Annotated in this window: 17 protein-coding genes; 6 read left to right on the forward strand and 11 right to left on the reverse strand. The window is 71.2% G+C overall.

Annotated elements, in window-relative coordinates:
* Positions 1-173: 173 nt before the first annotated feature.
* The 3 genes from dapF to miaA all read right to left on the reverse strand — a co-directional run bounded on the left by dapF (position 174) and on the right by miaA (position 2,623).
* On the reverse strand, positions 174-1,049 hold the full coding sequence (gene dapF / locus ACFY8U_RS27705) for a diaminopimelate epimerase (protein ID WP_389574911.1): 876 nt from the start codon (positions 1,047-1,049) through the stop codon (positions 174-176).
* A gap of 63 nt (positions 1,050-1,112) precedes the next feature.
* Positions 1,113-1,577 carry a hypothetical protein gene (locus ACFY8U_RS27710; RefSeq protein ID WP_361604170.1) on the reverse strand — a complete coding sequence of 155 codons (465 nt, stop codon included), beginning with the start codon at positions 1,575-1,577 and terminating at the stop codon, positions 1,113-1,115.
* A 107-nt stretch (positions 1,578-1,684) separates the two neighbouring features.
* The gene (gene miaA / locus ACFY8U_RS27715; RefSeq protein ID WP_389574914.1) at positions 1,685-2,623 is read right to left on the reverse strand and encodes a tRNA (adenosine(37)-N6)-dimethylallyltransferase MiaA; all 939 of its coding nucleotides are present in this window, start codon (positions 2,621-2,623) and stop codon (positions 1,685-1,687) included.
* Between the two features lie 182 nt (positions 2,624-2,805).
* On the opposite strand from miaA, the gene ACFY8U_RS27720 reads away from it, so the two are divergent.
* Together ACFY8U_RS27720 and ACFY8U_RS27725 are read left to right on the forward strand one after the other, a co-directional pair.
* Positions 2,806-3,120, forward strand: a complete 315-nt coding sequence (locus ACFY8U_RS27720; protein WP_389574917.1) for a hypothetical protein — start codon at positions 2,806-2,808, stop codon at positions 3,118-3,120.
* Positions 3,121-3,173: 53 nt separating this feature from the next.
* Positions 3,174-3,485 (forward strand): antitoxin, encoded by a 312-nt coding sequence (locus ACFY8U_RS27725; RefSeq protein WP_389574920.1) that lies wholly within the window; start codon positions 3,174-3,176, stop codon positions 3,483-3,485.
* Positions 3,486-3,634: 149 nt separating this feature from the next.
* On the opposite strand, the gene ACFY8U_RS27730 is transcribed toward ACFY8U_RS27725, so the two are convergent.
* Genes ACFY8U_RS27730 through ACFY8U_RS27755 form a run of 6 tightly spaced genes read right to left on the reverse strand, consistent with a single transcriptional unit; the run spans position 3,635 to position 9,161 of the window.
* The gene (locus ACFY8U_RS27730; RefSeq protein WP_389574923.1) at positions 3,635-4,342 is read right to left on the reverse strand and encodes a class III extradiol dioxygenase subunit B-like domain-containing protein; all 708 of its coding nucleotides are present in this window, start codon (positions 4,340-4,342) and stop codon (positions 3,635-3,637) included.
* A gap of 10 nt (positions 4,343-4,352) precedes the next feature.
* Entirely contained in the window at positions 4,353-4,685 is a 333-nt protein-coding gene (locus tag ACFY8U_RS27735) for a hypothetical protein (RefSeq protein ID WP_389574925.1), read from the reverse strand.
* A gap of 37 nt (positions 4,686-4,722) precedes the next feature.
* Positions 4,723-6,243: a tRNA (N6-isopentenyl adenosine(37)-C2)-methylthiotransferase MiaB gene (gene miaB, locus ACFY8U_RS27740; RefSeq protein WP_389574928.1), complete on the reverse strand. Its 1,521-nt coding sequence runs from the start codon at positions 6,241-6,243 to the stop codon at positions 4,723-4,725.
* The gene (locus tag ACFY8U_RS27745) at positions 6,240-6,974 is read right to left on the reverse strand and encodes a hypothetical protein (RefSeq protein WP_389574931.1); all 735 of its coding nucleotides are present in this window, start codon (positions 6,972-6,974) and stop codon (positions 6,240-6,242) included. The genes miaB and ACFY8U_RS27745 overlap by 4 nt, the downstream gene beginning before the upstream one ends.
* Entirely contained in the window at positions 6,946-7,980 is a 1,035-nt protein-coding gene (pdxA, locus tag ACFY8U_RS27750; protein WP_389574934.1) for a 4-hydroxythreonine-4-phosphate dehydrogenase PdxA, read from the reverse strand. The genes ACFY8U_RS27745 and pdxA overlap by 29 nt, the downstream gene beginning before the upstream one ends.
* The gene (locus ACFY8U_RS27755) at positions 7,977-9,161 is read right to left on the reverse strand and encodes a four-carbon acid sugar kinase family protein (protein WP_389574937.1); all 1,185 of its coding nucleotides are present in this window, start codon (positions 9,159-9,161) and stop codon (positions 7,977-7,979) included. Before ACFY8U_RS27755 ends, pdxA begins: the two co-directional genes overlap by 4 nt.
* Positions 9,162-9,278: 117 nt before the next feature.
* Between ACFY8U_RS27755 and ACFY8U_RS27760 the strand changes: the two genes are divergently transcribed.
* Positions 9,279-10,160: a LysR substrate-binding domain-containing protein gene (locus tag ACFY8U_RS27760; protein ID WP_389574939.1), complete on the forward strand. Its 882-nt coding sequence runs from the start codon at positions 9,279-9,281 to the stop codon at positions 10,158-10,160.
* Positions 10,161-10,363: 203 nt separating this feature from the next.
* Complete coding sequence (locus ACFY8U_RS27765; protein WP_389574942.1) at positions 10,364-11,362, forward strand: TAXI family TRAP transporter solute-binding subunit; 999 nt, start codon at positions 10,364-10,366, stop codon at positions 11,360-11,362.
* A 143-nt stretch (positions 11,363-11,505) separates the two neighbouring features.
* Here the strand turns inward: ACFY8U_RS27765 and ACFY8U_RS27770 are convergent, their stop codons facing one another.
* Together ACFY8U_RS27770 and ACFY8U_RS27775 are read right to left on the reverse strand one after the other, a co-directional pair.
* Positions 11,506-12,903 carry a sensor histidine kinase gene (locus ACFY8U_RS27770; RefSeq protein ID WP_389574944.1) on the reverse strand — a complete coding sequence of 466 codons (1,398 nt, stop codon included), beginning with the start codon at positions 12,901-12,903 and terminating at the stop codon, positions 11,506-11,508.
* A 15-nt stretch (positions 12,904-12,918) separates the two neighbouring features.
* Entirely contained in the window at positions 12,919-13,623 is a 705-nt protein-coding gene (locus ACFY8U_RS27775; RefSeq protein WP_361441583.1) for a response regulator transcription factor, read from the reverse strand.
* Between the two features lie 264 nt (positions 13,624-13,887).
* On the opposite strand from ACFY8U_RS27775, the gene ACFY8U_RS27780 reads away from it, so the two are divergent.
* Together ACFY8U_RS27780 and ACFY8U_RS27785 are read left to right on the forward strand one after the other, a co-directional pair.
* Positions 13,888-14,673, forward strand: a complete 786-nt coding sequence (locus tag ACFY8U_RS27780) for an amino acid ABC transporter ATP-binding protein (protein WP_361441580.1) — start codon at positions 13,888-13,890, stop codon at positions 14,671-14,673.
* A gap of 63 nt (positions 14,674-14,736) precedes the next feature.
* Positions 14,737-15,654: a glutamate ABC transporter substrate-binding protein gene (locus ACFY8U_RS27785; protein ID WP_361441577.1), complete on the forward strand. Its 918-nt coding sequence runs from the start codon at positions 14,737-14,739 to the stop codon at positions 15,652-15,654.
* Positions 15,655-15,683: the final 29 nt, after the last annotated feature.

A 15,683-nucleotide genomic window follows, 5' to 3' on the forward strand; every position in this document is an offset into this window, starting at 1 on the left:
CGTGCCCGCGGGGCCGGTGCTTGATGCTACCGACCCCACCACGTGGCGCAGTGCTGCTCTCGCTCAGCGTGAAACGGATCACCCATTCGAGCGAAGGATCAGTCGTTGACTGTTTCGAATATGTCCGTCGGGCGCTTTTGGTGCTTACCGATCTCGGTAAGGGTGCCTGAGGCTCAGTGGTCGGCGAGCCAGGCCGGGTCGATGGTGCCTTCGGCGACGATGACGGCCGGACCGGTCATCTCCACCTCACCGTCGGGGTGCTCGGTGATGGTCAGCGACCCTCCGAGGACGTCCACCGTGTACGCGACGGGCTCACCGCTCACCGAGGGGTCGACGCCGTCACGGCGGGCGGTGGCCACGGCGACGGCGCAGGCGCCCGTGCCGCAGGAACGGGTCTCGGAGGCCCCGCGCTCGTGTACGCGCATGGCCACGTGGCGCGTGCCCCGGTCGGCGACGAACTCGATGTTCACACCGTCCGGGAAGACCTCGGCCGGGGCGTACGGGGGCTCGGTGAACAGGTCACCGGCGTGATCGAGGGACTCGACGAACGCGACGGCGTGCGGATTGCCCATGTTCACGTTACGGGCGGGCCAGCTGCGGCCGTCGACGGTGACGGTGACGCCGTCCTCGGGAAGCCGGGCGCGGCCCATGGCGACGGTGACGGAGCCGTCCTTGTCCAGGTGGACGCGCTTGACCCCGCTGCGCGTGGCGATGGCGACCTCGCCGGCGGAGATGTGTCCGGCGTGCTCCAGATAGCGGGCGAAGACGCGGACACCGTTGCCGCACATCTCGGCGACGGAGCCGTCCGCATTGCGGTAGTCCATGAACCACTCGGCCTCGTCGGCCATGGCGCGGGCCTCGGGGTGGACCGCGCTGCGGACCACGTGCAGCACCCCGTCGCCGCCGATGCCGGCCCGTCGGTCGCAGATCCGGGCGACGACGGCGGCCGGCAGCTCGATGGCGTTGTCGGCGTCCGGGACGATCACGAAGTCGTTCTCGGTCCCGTGGCCCTTGAGGAATGCGATGCCTGAGGTCTGTGTCGTGGTCACGGGATCAACTGTACGGGTCGGGTCCGACAGCCGCCCGAAGATCCACCCCTCGGGCGGGGTGGCTCAGCGGAGGCGGGCCACGCGCCAGACGGCCAGGGCGACCAGGAGCGCGCTGAAGAACACGTACAGGGCGATCACGCGCCAGTTCGGCCGCTCGCCGGAGCCGCGGGCCGGGAGCCCCGGCCAGGCGGAGCCGACCCTGCGGGCGGCCATCATGCCCCAGCCGGCCGCGCAGGAGCTGATCAGCAGGCCGAGCATGGCGACGACGGCACCGCCGTCACCGGACCCGAAGGCAAGAGGGAAGGCGAACATCAGCGAGCCGAGGGCGGCGAGGCCCACGATGGGCGCGAGCTGCCAGATCCGCAGGCGGCGCTGCGGCCGCAGCTCGACCTCGACCTCGTCGGCGTCGACCTCGACGGACGTGCCTTCGGCGTCGTCCGGACCGTCCGGGCTCAAACCGGGCGCGTCACCCGGAGCTTCGCCCGGGGCGGCTTCCTGCTGTTCTCTGTCGCGAGGGCCGGCCTCCATCGCCACGCGCCCTCCCACTCGGACTCCACTTGGTCGATCGATGCTCGATGATGGCACGCCAGAGACCCCTGGAATGACGGGCATGGCGTCCCGATGCCATCACGTGATCAGGCTGTGACCGCTCGTTCGACCAACGTCAGCGCATCCCGCGGGAGTTCCCCACGGTCTTCCGCCGCTCCACTCAGCCAGTGGACCCGCGGGTCGCGCCGGAACCACGAGTCCTGGCGGCGCGCGAAGCGCTTGGTGGCGCGTACGGTCTCCGCACGCGCCTCGTCCTCCGTGCACTCCCCCGCGAGCGCCGCGAGCACCTGCTGGTAGCCGAGCGCGCGGGCGGCCGTGCGCCCCTCCCGCAGTCCGTGCGCCTCCAGGGTGCGCACCTCGTCCACGAGTCCGTCCTCCCACATCCGGTCCACGCGCGCGGTGATCCGCGCGTCGAGCTCGGGGCGAGCCACGTCGACGCCGATCTGCACGGTGTCGTAGACCGAGTCCGGGCCGGGCAGATTGGCCGTGAACGGCTTGCCGGTGATCTCGATGACCTCCAGGGCCCGGACGATGCGGCGGCCGTTGCTCGGCAGGATCGCTCGCGCCGCCTCCGGGTCGGCTTCTGCGAGGCGGGTGTGCAGGACGCCGGAGCCCCGCTCCTCGAGCTCGGCCTCCAGGCGTGCGCGGACGGCCGGGTCGGTGCCCGGGAATTCGAGCGCGTCGATGGCGCCCCGTACGTACAGGCCGGAGCCCCCGACCAGGATCGGAGTGCGGCCCATGGCGAGCAGCCGGTCGATCTCGGCGCGCGCGAGGCGCTGGTACTCGGCGACGCTGGCGGCCTCCGTCACGTCCCAGATGTCGAGGAGGTGGTGCGGGATGCCGCCGCGCTCTTCGAGCGTCAGCTTGGCGGTACCGATGTCCATCCCTCGGTAGAGCTGCATCGAGTCGGCGTTGACGACCTCGCCGCCCAGTTGCTGGGCGAGGAATACGCCCAGATCGGACTTTCCGGTCGCTGTGGGACCGACGACGGCGATGACCCGCGGGGCGGGAGCTGCACTTCTCACTGACACAGTCTCGCAAACCTCCCGGCAGGTCCCCGAATGAGCGACGTGACGGCCCGCAACCGGGTTCGTTGCCAGTTGCGAGGTTCCGACCGCCGGTTTCCGTACCGGCTGCACCGGTTGGCGCAACAGGGCGCCCCGGGCGCCGCGGGGCTTTTCCCACACGAGTACGCTATGGAGTGGAAATGGGCGTTTTTGCAATGTTTCGGCGGAAGGGCAAGGAAGCTGCCGAGGCGTCGACGGAGGAGGCCCAGGCTGTCGCCGTGACGGACGCGCCGGAGGAGGCGGAGGCCGGAGCACGGAGCGGTGAGGACGCCAAGGCCGAGACGAAGGACGGCGCCGGGGCGGGTTCGACCGCCGAGCCGGCCGACGTGTCGGAACCGGGCGACGGGGAAGGCGTGGTGGAGGCCGTCGAGGTGGTCGAGGCCGTCGAGATCCCGAAGCAGCAGTCGGCGGACGAGGCCGCGGACAACGAGGCCGGAGAAAGCGCCCGGAAGTAGCGGTTCCTGGAGACAGGGCCCGGCAGAAGGACTCACCGGAGGGAAGGTGACCCATGGGTCTCCTGGATTCACTGAAGGCCAAGCTCGCCCCGGCGAAGGAGAAGGTCTCGGACCTCGCGCAGCAGCATGAGGCCAAGATCGACCACGGGCTGGAGAAAGCGGCGAGGGTGGTCGACGAGAAGACCAAGGGCAAGTACAGCACCAAGATCGAATCGGGCACCGGCAAGGCCAAGGACGCCCTGGGGCGGATCGCCCACAAGGACGACGGCGGCACCCCGGGCCCGGGCATGGCTCCGGGCGGCGGCCAGGGTCCGACGACCCCGCCGACAACCCCGCCGACGCCGCCCACCCCGCCGGCCGCCTGACGCCTTACGCCTGACGCCTGACGCCTGACGCCTGGGATCACTGCCCGGCGTCACCTGACGGTCCCTCCCGCACGGCGGACGGCCGCGGAGCGCGACGCTCCGCGGCCGTCCGCCGTTCTGTGCGCGCCCCGTGGTGCGTGCGCGGGTCGCTAGGACCAGGCGGCGACGAAGTAGCCGACGCCGTACGGGGCGGCCTCGTACAGCAGCCTGCCGCCGAGGTCGGCGCCCTCGGCCGCGCCCGCGAGGACCTGCCAGGGGGCCCGGCCCGCCGCCTTCAGCTCGTACGCCAGGTTCTCGTCCAGCCCGAGGAGGGTGTCCACATCCGCCGCTCCCAGCGCCCGGGCCGCCTCCGCGTCGAAGGCGGCGGCACGCTCGTCCAGGTAGCCGGGCGCCTTGAGGGTCCGGCAGGCACTGCCGTCCCCCATCACCAGGAGCGCGACGCGGTCGGCCGCATCGGCCAGCCGGCGGCCGGTGGAAGCGCATCGGCCGGCCTCCAGCGGCTCTCCGACCCCGAGCCCTTCGACGGGAGCGTCGGCCCAGTCCGCACGGCGCAGCAGCCAGGCGGCGATGGCGAGGGATGTGGGCAGCCGGCGCTCCACCGCGGGCCCGGTCCCGAGCTGTACGGAGAGGTCGACGCCGAAGCCCGCGAAGCTGCCGGTCGAACCGGCGGGGAACGTTCCGCGCGCTCCCTCGTCCGCGGGGCCGACGACATAGAGCCGGTCGGGCCGGGACGCGGCGAGGAGTCCGAGGGCATCGACGCAGGCTGTCCGGGCCGCATCGAGCTCACCGGCGGCCCCTGCCGCCACCTCGGGCACGAGCAGGGGAGGACAGGGACAGACGGCTGCGGCGACAAGCATGATCCGCAGCCTACTGCGACGGGCTCCGGTCCATGGGCGGGACGCTGTCCCGCGGTTCCGGCGACGCAGGCTCGGGGTCGGCCGAATCGTGGACCTGTTCGGCGATGCTCAGCGTGATCAGCGTCTCCGACATGAGTCCCCTGACGATCAGCAGGCAGCTGTCACCACTGGGGTACTGGTACACCTCGCGCGACTTCTCGCGCCACGGCTCGCGGAAGGTGAGCGAGACGGCGCGCATCGCCTCCTGCGCGTCCTCCCGCGATCCGGTGACTCTCCGGACCACTTCGCAGCGGTACGTGTCCCCATTGCTGCCGCGTTGCGCGACGATGATCCACTTTCCCATGACGGCCCCCCGCTTCGGATGTGTCGGTTGTCCGGTGTCAGTGGCTTCCGCAGGCAGGGGCCGCAGCCGCGGGGAGCGGGTCCGGCACACCGATCTTCGGAAGCCCGAGCAGGACGCCCGCGGGCTTGGCGGCAGCCTCGGCGTTGCGCTTCTCCCAGGCGTCGCCCGCGCGGGTACGGCGGACGGAGGTCGTCGGGCCCTCGGCGAGGAGGTGGTGCGGGGCGGCGTAGCTGATCTCGACGGTCACCACATCACCCGGGCGGACCTCCTGGTCCGGCTTGGTGAAGTGGACGAGCCGGTTGTCGGGGGCGCGGCCGGAGAGGCGGTGCGTGGCGCCGTCCTTGCGGCCCTCGCCCTCGGCGACCATGACCTCCAGCGTCCTGCCGACCTGCTTCTTGTTCTCCTCCCAGGAGATCTCCTCCTGGAGTGCGACGAGGCGCTCGTAACGCGCCTGCACGACCTCCTTGGGAATCTGCCCGTCCATCTCGGCCGCGGGGGTCCCGGGCCGCTTGGAGTACTGGAAGGTGAAGGCGTTGGCGAAGCGGGCCTCACGGACCGTGTGCATCGTCTGCTCGAAGTCCTCCTCGGTCTCGCCGGGGAAGCCCACGATGATGTCGGTGGAGATGGCGGCGTGCGGGATGGCGGCGCGCACCTTCTCGATGATGCCGAGGAAACGCTCCTGCCGGTAGGAGCGGCGCATGGCCCTGAGGACCGTGTCCGAGCCGGACTGCAGCGGCATGTGGAGCTGCGGCATCACGTTCGGGGTCTCGGCCATCGCGGCGATGACGTCGTCCGTGAAGTCACGGGGGTGCGGCGAGGTGAAACGGACCCGCTCCAGGCCCTCGATCTCACCGCAGGCGCGCAGCAGCTTGGAGAAGGCCTCGCGGTCGCCCAGGTCGGAGCCGTACGCGTTGACGTTCTGTCCGAGGAGGGTGATCTCGGAGACGCCCTCGGCCACCAGGGCCTCGATCTCGGCGAGGATGTCGCCGGGGCGGCGGTCCTCCTCCTTGCCGCGCAGCGCCGGGACGATGCAGAAGGTGCAGGTGTTGTTGCAGCCGACGGAGATCGACACCCAGGCGGCGTACGCGGACTCGCGACGGGTGGGCAGCGTGGAGGGGAAGGCCTCCAGCGACTCCGCGATCTCGATCTGGGCCTCTTCCTGGACGCGGGCGCGCTCCAGGAGGACCGGCAGTTTGCCGATGTTGTGCGTGCCGAAGACGACGTCGACCCAGGGGGCCTTCTTGACGATGGTGTCGCGGTCCTTCTGGGCGAGACAGCCGCCGACGGCGATCTGCATGCCCGGGCGCGAGGTCTTCCTGGGGGCGAGCCGGCCGAGGTTGCCGTAGAGCTTGTTGTCGGCGTTCTCACGGACCGCGCAGGTGTTGAAGACGACGACGTCGGCGTCGCCGTCCGAGCCCTCGGGGGCGCGGACGTAGCCGGCGTCCTCCAGCAGACCGGAGAGCCGCTCGGAGTCGTGGACGTTCATCTGGCACCCGTAGGTGCGTACTTCGTAGGTTCGCTGGACGTCCACTGCCTGGCTCCGGTCGCTGCTGGTCATGGAACAAGGGTATGCGGTGCCGGGGATTGCCCCGGCCCGCGCTGCCCCTGCGACGGTACGGGGGCGCTCCCGGCGGCTTCGAGGGCCTCCTTGAGCTGGGCGGCGAGGGTCCCCGCTGCCGGGCGCAGGGAGCCGTCGAAGGCGGCCGAACCGATGGTGAAGGCATCGGCCCCGGTGCCTGCCAGGTCCTGTATCCGGGCCCTGGAGGCGATGCTGCCGGCCACGACCAGGCGCCCCGTGGTGGCCGCTCGGGCGGCGCGGACGAGGTCGAGGGGGTCCGCGTCGGTGGCCCGGTAGGCGAGGAGGTCGACGCCGGCGCAGCCGGCGGCCTCGGCCCGGCGGCAGTCCTCGGCGACCCGGCCGGGTCCACCCGCGAGGCGGGTGGGGTGGCCGACGGGTTCACCCGCGAAGGGGAGGTACTCGATACCGGTGCCGGTGAGGAGGGCCAGCGTCTCGTCGATCCAGGTTCCGCCCATGAGCCGGTCGACGCCGAGGTCGATGGCGTGCCGGACGGAGGTGAGGGCCGCGTCGCGGGTGTTGCTGACCACTTCGAGGTAGCTGGTGGCGCCCATGCCCTTGATCTGCGTGTGGAGCCGGTCGAGGGTGGCCGCGTCGACCCCGACGTCCTTGAAGCCGAGGTGGCCGATGCCGAGGTCCCGGACGGTGTCGAGGACATCGAGGCAGTCCGTGACGGTCCTGTCGTCACGGGTGAGCATGAAGATGAAGTCCACGGGGGTCCTCCGGCTCGGGTGCGGGTGGCTGGGCCAGCTCGTCCGCCTGGTGGAGGGCGGTGAGCAGGCTGGTGTGGTCGGCGGTGCCCTGCCCGGCGAGGTCGAAGGCGGTGCCGTGGTCGACGCTGGTCCGCACGAACGGCAGGCCGATGGTGATGTTGACGCCGTGCTCCAGGCCCAGGTACTTGACCGGTATGAGCCCCTGGTCGTGGTACTGCGCGACCACGACGTCGAATTCGCCCGCACGAGCGCGCATGAAGACCGTGTCGGCGGGCCAGGGGCCGCTGGCGTCGATGCCTTCCCGCCGAGCGGCGCGCACGGCCGGTTCGATGATGTCGAGGTCCTCGCGGCCGAAGAGCCCGTTCTCACCGGCGTGGGGGTTGAGGGCGGCGACGGCGATGCGGGGACGGGCGCTCTTCGCGCGGCCCGCCAGGAGCGTCCGGTGCGTGAGCCGGATGATCTCCAGCTCGCGGGCGGTGGTGAGGGAGTCGAGCGCTGTGCGCAGTGACCGGTGGACGGTCACCAGGACCACGCGCAGCTCGTCGTTGGCCATCATCATGGCGTAGTCCTCGGTGCCCGAGAGCTCGGCGAGGATCTCGGTGTGGCCCGGGTAGGGCAGCCCTGCCAGCCTGAGCGCCTCCTTGTTGATGGGTGCCGTGGTCAGCGCCCGGATCTCGCCTTCGAGGGCGAGCTCGATGCCTCGGCGTACGTACTGGAACGATGCGGCTCCGGCGCGGGCGTCCACCGTGCCGAGCGGCAGGTCCGCGGGGAGCGCGCCTACGGGCAGGACGTCCATCACTCCCGGGCTGTGGGCCGCTTCGGCGACGGTGGAGATCGTTCGCAGGGTCAGCTCGGCGCCCGTGACACGGCAGGCCCGGGCGAGGGTGTCCGGGTCGCCGATGACCACGACCGGACGGCGGCGCCGGGGGTCGGCGTACGCCTTGACGGTGATCTCGGGACCGATGCCGCTGGGGTCGCCCATGGTGAGGGCGATGGGGCGCGTCATGAGACCGGCCCACCCTCCGTGAGGAGGCGACAGAGACGCTCGAGCGTTCCGTCGTCGCCGAAGCCGCCCGCCTTGATCAGGACGGGGATGCGGGGCCGGCCGAGCAGTACGCCCCGTGCCACCCCCGGCTCGGGCTCGTCGACCAGGTCGACACCGGCGACCCCGAGGGCTTCGAGCGCGGCGACCGCGGTCTCGCCGCCGGTCAGTACGAGTCCGTCGACCAGTCCGTCCTCCGTCAAGGCGCGGACGACGGTGGCGACATCGCCCGTCAGCGCGTCGGAGGCCGTACGGCGGGCGTCGGGGGTGTGGACGGCGAGCACGGGCGCGGTGGATCGCCGCAGGACCTCGGCGGCCGCGGCCGGGTCGTCGCCGGCATCGGCCGTGCCCACGTCCCCGCGCCTACGCAACCGGTCCAGCTGGCGGCGCGTGGCCGGGTGCGCACTGCCGACCACGACCAACGGACGGTGGGAGGCCGGGAGTTCGACCGCGGGGACCGCGGGGTCACGGGAGTGGTGGGCGGCCAGTGCCGCGGCGAGGCCCGGGGAGCCGACCCAGAGGACGTCGTCCGGTCGGGGCACGGAGGAGACAAGGAGGCCGAGGTCGGCGTCGGTGGCCGCCGAGCAGACGAACACGCCTCCCGCCTCGATCAGCTCGGGCAGCTTCCCGAACCGCTCCGGTTCGAGCAGTTCCGCTTCGGGCAGCAGACGGGCCAGGTCCGAGGTGCGGACCGGATGCGCCGGGTCGTGCGCGAAGGCCGTCTCGTGCACCGGCACGCCCTGGACGTGCTGGATGCCGTGGACCGTAGTCCTGCCCTCGGCGGGGAACGCGGGCGCGACGACGACGGCCTGTCGGCCGGATCCGGAGTGGGCGGCGCGGATCTCGGCCGCCACATGGCCCCGGAGCGTGGAGTCGACGGTTTTGATCAACAGGTCGGCACCCGCGAACGCGCCGGCGGCCCGCCAGGTCAGCGCCACGGCTGTGGGCTCGTCGAGCAGGCGGCTGCCGAGGTCGACGGCGACGACTCCGTCCCGGGCCGCGACGTGCGCGCCGAGTCCCGGCAGCAGGACCTGCGCCCGGTGCCCCGTCCCGCGAAACGGTGCCGCGCCGTCGCCGGCGCTCGTGAGGTCGTCCGCGAGGACCGCGACGCTCGTCACGGGATCCGCAGGGGGTACCCGCCTCATGCCTCGTCCTCCTCCCGTCGGTCTCGTGACGCGATCGCCACTGACGTCAACCCTGGCGCCGGGAAAGCCGCTGGACAAGCGATTCCTTCTCACTCCACCTGTGAGTAGATTTCACACATGCGCTGGCCGGACCTTCCCCCGCTGAACTCGCTGCTGCCCTTCGAGGCGACGGTGCGGCACGCGAGCATGACCCGGGCCGCCGAGGAGCTTCATGTGACCCACGGCGCGGTCAGCCGCCAGATCCAGAACCTGGAGAAGTCTCTGGGTGTCACGCTCTTCGAGCGTGGGACCCGCTCCCTGCGGCCGACGCCTCAGGCCCGTCGCCTCGCGGCCGCCGTCCGTGACGCTCTCGACCAGGTCGACACGGCGGCCCGGGAGATGGCGCGCCGCGAGCGAGGAGGGCCGCTCGCGCTGTCCTGCGAGCCGACGCTCCTGATGCGCTGGCTCATTCCCCGGCTGCCGGACCTCGCGAGCCAGGTGCCGGACCTCACGGTGCATCTGTCGGCGGGCGGAGGACCCGTCTCCTTCGAGCGGGACCCCGTCGACGTCGCCGTGCGCCGCGACGACTTTCCCGTACCCGCGGAGGTGTACCGCTCTCCCCTTTTTCTGGAACGGATCGGTCCGGTCTGCAGCCCCGACCTGGCGGAGCAGCTCGGAGACGGGACCGGGGTCGCCGGAGTGACGATCCTGCACACAAGCACGCGGCCACGGGCGTGGGCCGACTGGCAGCGCATCACGCGTCGAAGCGTCGAGGCAGCCGGCGAGCAGACCTTCGAGCACTTCTATCTGGCGCTCCAGGCGGCCGTCGCCGGCGTCGGTATGGCCATCGGTCCGTACGCGCTCGTCCATGACGACCTCGTGCGCGGCCAGCTGGTGGCGCCCTTCGGACTGGTCGAGGACGGCACGGGATACCACCTGCTCAGCCCGCGACCGCCCGAGCAGGACGCCCGGACCGCCGCGCTGCTCGCGTGGCTGCGGACCCAGGCGACCGGCCTCTGACGAGCGGAACAGCGGCACGGCGCCGGCCGAGCGGAACAGCGGCACGGCGCCGGCGCAGCCCAGCCTCCACGGGCGCGCAGCCCAGCCCCTACGCGCGCACCCCGTCCCTCACGCGCGCGTGCCCACCCACCTCACCCCTCACGGCCGGCGGCTCGGAGGCCCAGGCCTGGCCAGAGCGGGGATGGAACTGGCAGGATCGCGCCATGCTCACCGCCCTCGCCCGTGCCGCCCGCCACCGCCTGCTCCAGGTGTCGGCGGCGCTTCTGGTGGTGTGCGGGCTGCTGGTGTGGTGGCTGGTTCCTTTCGGTCCCTCGGCGCCGAGTGGCCGGGTCACCGTCAGTACGGGCGTTCCCACCGGGGTGTACCAGCGCTACGGCGAGCTGCTGCGGCAGGCCCTCGCCACCGATCTGCCGGATGTCTCGATAACGCTCAAGAACAGCGAGGGCTCCCAGCAGAACCTCGCGCGTCTGGCCTCGGGCGAGGCGGACTTCACCATCGCGACCGCCGACGCCGTGGCCCAGTACCAGCACGACCGGAAGCCCGGCTTCGACCGGCTCCGGGGCTCCGCCCGCCTCTACGACGACTACGTCCAGCTCGTCGTCCCCAAGACGTCGCCCGTCCGTTCCGTCGCCGATCTGCGCGGGCTGCGCGTCGGAGTCGGCCAGGAGGGATCCGGCGTCCGGCTCATCGCGGATCGGGTCCTCGCGGCGGGCGGACTCGCCCCCGGCGCCGACATCAAGCCGGTCTCCGCCGGCATCGACACCATGCCGGGCCTGCTGGAGCGCGGGGAGCTGGACGCGTTCTTCTGGTCGGGCGGTCTGCCCACACAGGCCGTCCAGGCGCTGTCCGAGCGCCTGCCGGTGCGGCTGGTCTCGATGGACACGGCCCTGGTGGACAAGCTGCACGACGTGGGCGAGTCGACCCGCCACTACCGGTCCGCGGTCATCCCGGCGGACGCGTACAAGCGGGCGCAGGACGGTCAGCCGGTGGAGACGGTGGCCGTGGCGAACCTGCTCGTGACGACGGACACGGCCGACTCGGCGCTGGTGGAAGGTTTGACCCGTACGGTGATCAGAAGCCGCGACCGGATCGGCGGCCAGGTCCACCCCGCCCAGCTGGTGGATCTGCGCACCGCGATCTACACGGAACCGCTGTCCCTGCACGAGGGCGCACGCCGCTACTACCGCTCCGTGAAGCCGTAGCCGCAGCCGCAGTCGTAGCCACAGCCACAGCCACAGCCACAGCCACAGCCACAGCCACAGCCACAGCCACCGAACGCCCGCCGCAGCCCCACGGCCCCCCGAGCGGCCGACACGTACCCCCGCCAAGCACCCGCCGACCACCCTCAGCGCCCCTGCGGCCCCGTCCTCGGCACCGTGACCGTCACGCGCAGCCCGTGCGGCTCGTTCGGCGCGTAGGCGACCGAGCCGCCGCCCGCCGCGAGCAGGACCTGGGCGATCGAGAGACCGAGCCCCGAGCCCTTGATGTTCTGGTGGCGGTTGCTGCGCCAGAAGCGGTCGCCGACCCGGTCGAGCTCCTCCGGCGTGAGTCCCGGCCCCGCGTCCGCCACCACGACCGTGCAACTGTCGCCCTCGGACGCCACGGCGACCGTGACCTCCTCCCCTTCCGGGGTGAACTTCAGCGCGTTGTCGATCACCGCGTCGAGCGCGCTGGAGAGGGCCACCGGGTCCGCCCAGGCCGTCACCGCCCGGCGCTCGCCCTCCAGCCGTACGCCCTTCTCCTCGGCGAGCGGACGCCACGCGGCCACCCGCTCGGCCGCGAGCGCGCCGATGTCGGTGAGCCGCAGGTCGGCGGCGGCGTGCTCGGCGAGCGCGAGGCCCAGCAGATCGTCGAGGACCTGGGCGAGCCGCTTGCCCTCGGTGCGGACGGAGGCGATCTCCTCATTGCCCTCGGGGAGCTCCAGGGCGAGCAGCTCGATACGGAGCAGCAGCGCCGAGAGCGGGTTGCGCAGCTGGTGCGAGGCGTCGGCGACGAAGGCCCGCTGCTGTTCCAGGACGTCCTCGACGTTGTCGGCCATCTCGTTGAACGAGCGGGCCAGACGGCGCAGTTCGGGCGGTCCGCCGGCCGCGGCGACCCGGGACTTCATCCGGCCGGTGGCGATGTCATGGGTGACCGCGTCCAGGACGCGGACGGGCCGCAGCACCCAGCCGGTGAGCCGGAAGGCGGCTCCGACGGCGAGAAGCATCGCGGCCGACTCCCCCGCCGCGATGATCAGCCAGCCGCTCAGTATGCGGGAACGCAGCTGTCCGGTGGGCGAGTCGGTCACCACGACGGCGACGACGTCACCGTCCCGTACGACCGGAGAGGCGATCGTGAGGCGGGCGTGCGACTGCCACGGCCACACCTGCGGCGGGTCATGGCTGCGGCGTCCGAGCAGCGCCTCGTTGAAGGCGCGGCGGCCCTCGCCCTCGTACGGGACGACCCAGTCCTCGGGCGCGGCGGCCATCGCCCGGTTGTCGCGGTAGAAGATGCCGGTCCTGATGCCGTACACGTCGTGATAGCTGGCGAGTTCACCCCTGAGGGTGGTGCGGCGCTCGTCGACCGTGGGTTCGGACTCGCTGACGAACTGGGCGAGCGCGGCGAACCGCGCCGCGTCGTCGAGCCGGTCGACGACCACGCGCTGTTGCTCGGCCGCGGCGAGGCTCGCGGCGAGCGGGAAGCCGAGGGCGAGCAGCACCCCGGCCATCAGGACGAGGAGAAGCGGGAGGAGACGTGTGCGCACGCGGGGCCCGGGCGGCTACGCGGCCGGGGCGACCAGGCGGTAGCCGACGCCGCGCACGGTCTCGATGAGGGCGGGCATGGCCAGCTTGGAGCGCAGCGAGGCGACATGCACCTCGAGCGTGCGGCCGGTCCCCTCCCAGTTGGTGCGCCAGACCTCGCTGATGATCTGCTCGCGCCGGAACACCACCCCGGGCCGCTGGGCGAGCAGGGCCAGCAGGTCGAACTCCTTGCGGGTGAGCTGGACGGGCGTGCCGTCCACGCTGACGCGGCGGGTGGGGAGCTCGATGACGACGGAGCCGAGCCGCAGCGCCGCGTCGTCGCCGGCCGAACCGGCCTCGTCGCCGCCCGCGTTGCGGCGGCTGACGGCGTGGATCCGGGCGAGCAGCTCCCCGGTGTCGTACGGCTTGACCACGTAGTCGTCGGCCCCGAGGTTGAGGCCGTGTATCCGGGACCGTACGTCGGCACGCGCGGTCACCATGATCACGGGGGTCGCGGTGAGCTTACGGATCCGGCCGCAGACCTGGTAGCCGTCCTGGTCGGGCAGACCGAGGTCGAGCAGGATCACACCGTACGAGGGGCGCTCGCCGTGCGCGGCGGGCAGCACCGCCTGGAGCGCCTCCTCGCCGTTCCGGGCGTGGGTGACCGCGAACCCGTGCTTCGCCAGTACGGCGGACAGGGCCGCGGCGACATGATCGTCGTCTTCGACGAGCAGGAGTCTCATGGCCCCCCTCCGGTGGCTTCGTGATCGCGTGATGGCTATCGGTGTACCAGGGCATGAACGCCGATGGTCGGTGTCACAGTCAAGTGTCCCCCTGTGACGAGGGGGTTTCTGTTATGCACCCGGTACGCCGTCGCGTGCCCCGTTCACGCAGTGTGTCCGGTCGAGGCCGTATCGTTATCCTCAATTTCCGCTCAGATGTAATGACGCTCGTCGCACCGCGTGCCTAGTGTCCTCCCCAACCGAGGAGGACGGAGCAAAAAGCCGATGAGCGGAGTGTCAGTGACCAAGGGCTCGGAAGACGCCGTTGCGGCGGCGGGCGACCTGGTCGTGCTGTCCAACGTGAACAAGCACTTCGGCGCGTTGCATGTGCTCCAGGACATCGACCTGACGATCGCCCGGGGCGAAGTCGTGGTCGTCATCGGGCCTTCGGGTTCCGGTAAGTCCACACTGTGCCGCACCATCAACCGCCTGGAGACGATCGACTCCGGCACCATCACGATCGACAGCCGGCCGCTGCCCCAGGAGGGCAAGGAGCTGGCCCGGCTGCGCGCCGACGTCGGCATGGTGTTCCAGTCCTTCAATCTCTTCGCGCACAAGACCGTGCTCGAGAACGTGATGCTGGGTCAGATCAAGGTCCGCAAGAGCACGAAGGGCGCCGCCGAGGCAAAGGCCCGCGCCCTGCTGGACCGCGTGGGTGTCGGCACCCAGGCGGACAAGTACCCGGCGCAGCTCTCCGGAGGTCAGCAGCAGCGTGTCGCGATCGCGCGGGCGCTGGCGATGGACCCGAAGGTCATGCTGTTCGACGAGCCGACGTCGGCCCTCGACCCCGAGATGATCAACGAGGTTCTCGAGGTCATGCAGCAGCTGGCGCGTGACGGCATGACGATGGTCGTCGTCACCCATGAGATGGGTTTCGCGCGTTCCGCCGCCAACCGCGTGGTGTTCATGGCGGACGGCAAGATCGTCGAACAGGCCACGCCCGACCAGTTCTTCAGCAACCCTCGAAGCGACCGGGCGAAGGACTTCCTCTCGAAAATCCTGCACCACTGACGACGGTCAGCCCGCATGATTCACCCTGCCGACCAACAACCCACGAACCAAGGGATGTTCACCATGAAGCTCCGCAAGTCCGCGGCCGTGGCCGTCGCCGTTCTCGCGCTCACCGCGACCGCCTGTGGTGGCAAGGAGGGCTCCGCCGGCGACAAGCCCGCCGTGAAGCCCGGCGACTCGAGCGCCCCCCAGCTCCCCAAGTACATCGTCGCCACCGATGTGAAGCTGGAGTCGCCCACCTTCAAGGAGGCGCAGAAGCGCGGCAAGCTGATCATCGGCTCCAAGGCCGACCAGCCGTACCTCGGCTTCGAGGACCAGGCCACCAAGGAGCGGTCCGGCTTCGACATCGAGATCGCGAAGATGATCGCGGCCGACCTCGGCTTCACCGAGGACAAGATCGAGTGGAAGACCGTCGACTCCAAGCTCCGTGAGACGGCGATCTCCACGGGCCAGGTCGACTACTACGTCGGTACGTACACGATCAACGACAAGCGCAAGGCGCAGGTCGGCTTCGCGGGTCCGTACTACAAGGCCGGCGCCGACCTCCTGGTCCGCAAGGACGAGACCGCGATCACCGGTCCGGAGACCCTCAAGGGCAAGAAGGTCTGCTCCATCACGGGCTCGACCCCGCTGCAGGAGATCAAGAAGCCCCAGTACGGCGCCCAGACCACCGAGCTGGCGAAGTACTCCGACTGCGTGCAGCAGCTGCTCACCAAGCAGGTCGACGCGGTCACCACCGACGACGCGATCCTCAAGGGCTACGCCGCCGCCAACGCCGGCAAGCTCAAGGTCGTGGGCAAGCCCTTCACCGAGGAGCCCTACGGCGTCGGCATGAACAAGGACGACAAGGTCCTGCGCGACAAGATCAGCGACATCCTCGACGCGCACATCAAGGACGGCACGTACAAGAAGATCTACGAGGCGACCCTGGGTCTCTCGGGCTCCGCGTACGTCGAGCCGCCGGCGCTCGTCCGCTACTGATCCTTCGCCTGAAGTCGAGCGCCCCGTAC

The organism is Streptomyces sp. NPDC012508 (assembly GCF_042902595.1).
GTDB lineage: Bacteria > Actinomycetota > Actinomycetes > Streptomycetales > Streptomycetaceae > Streptomyces.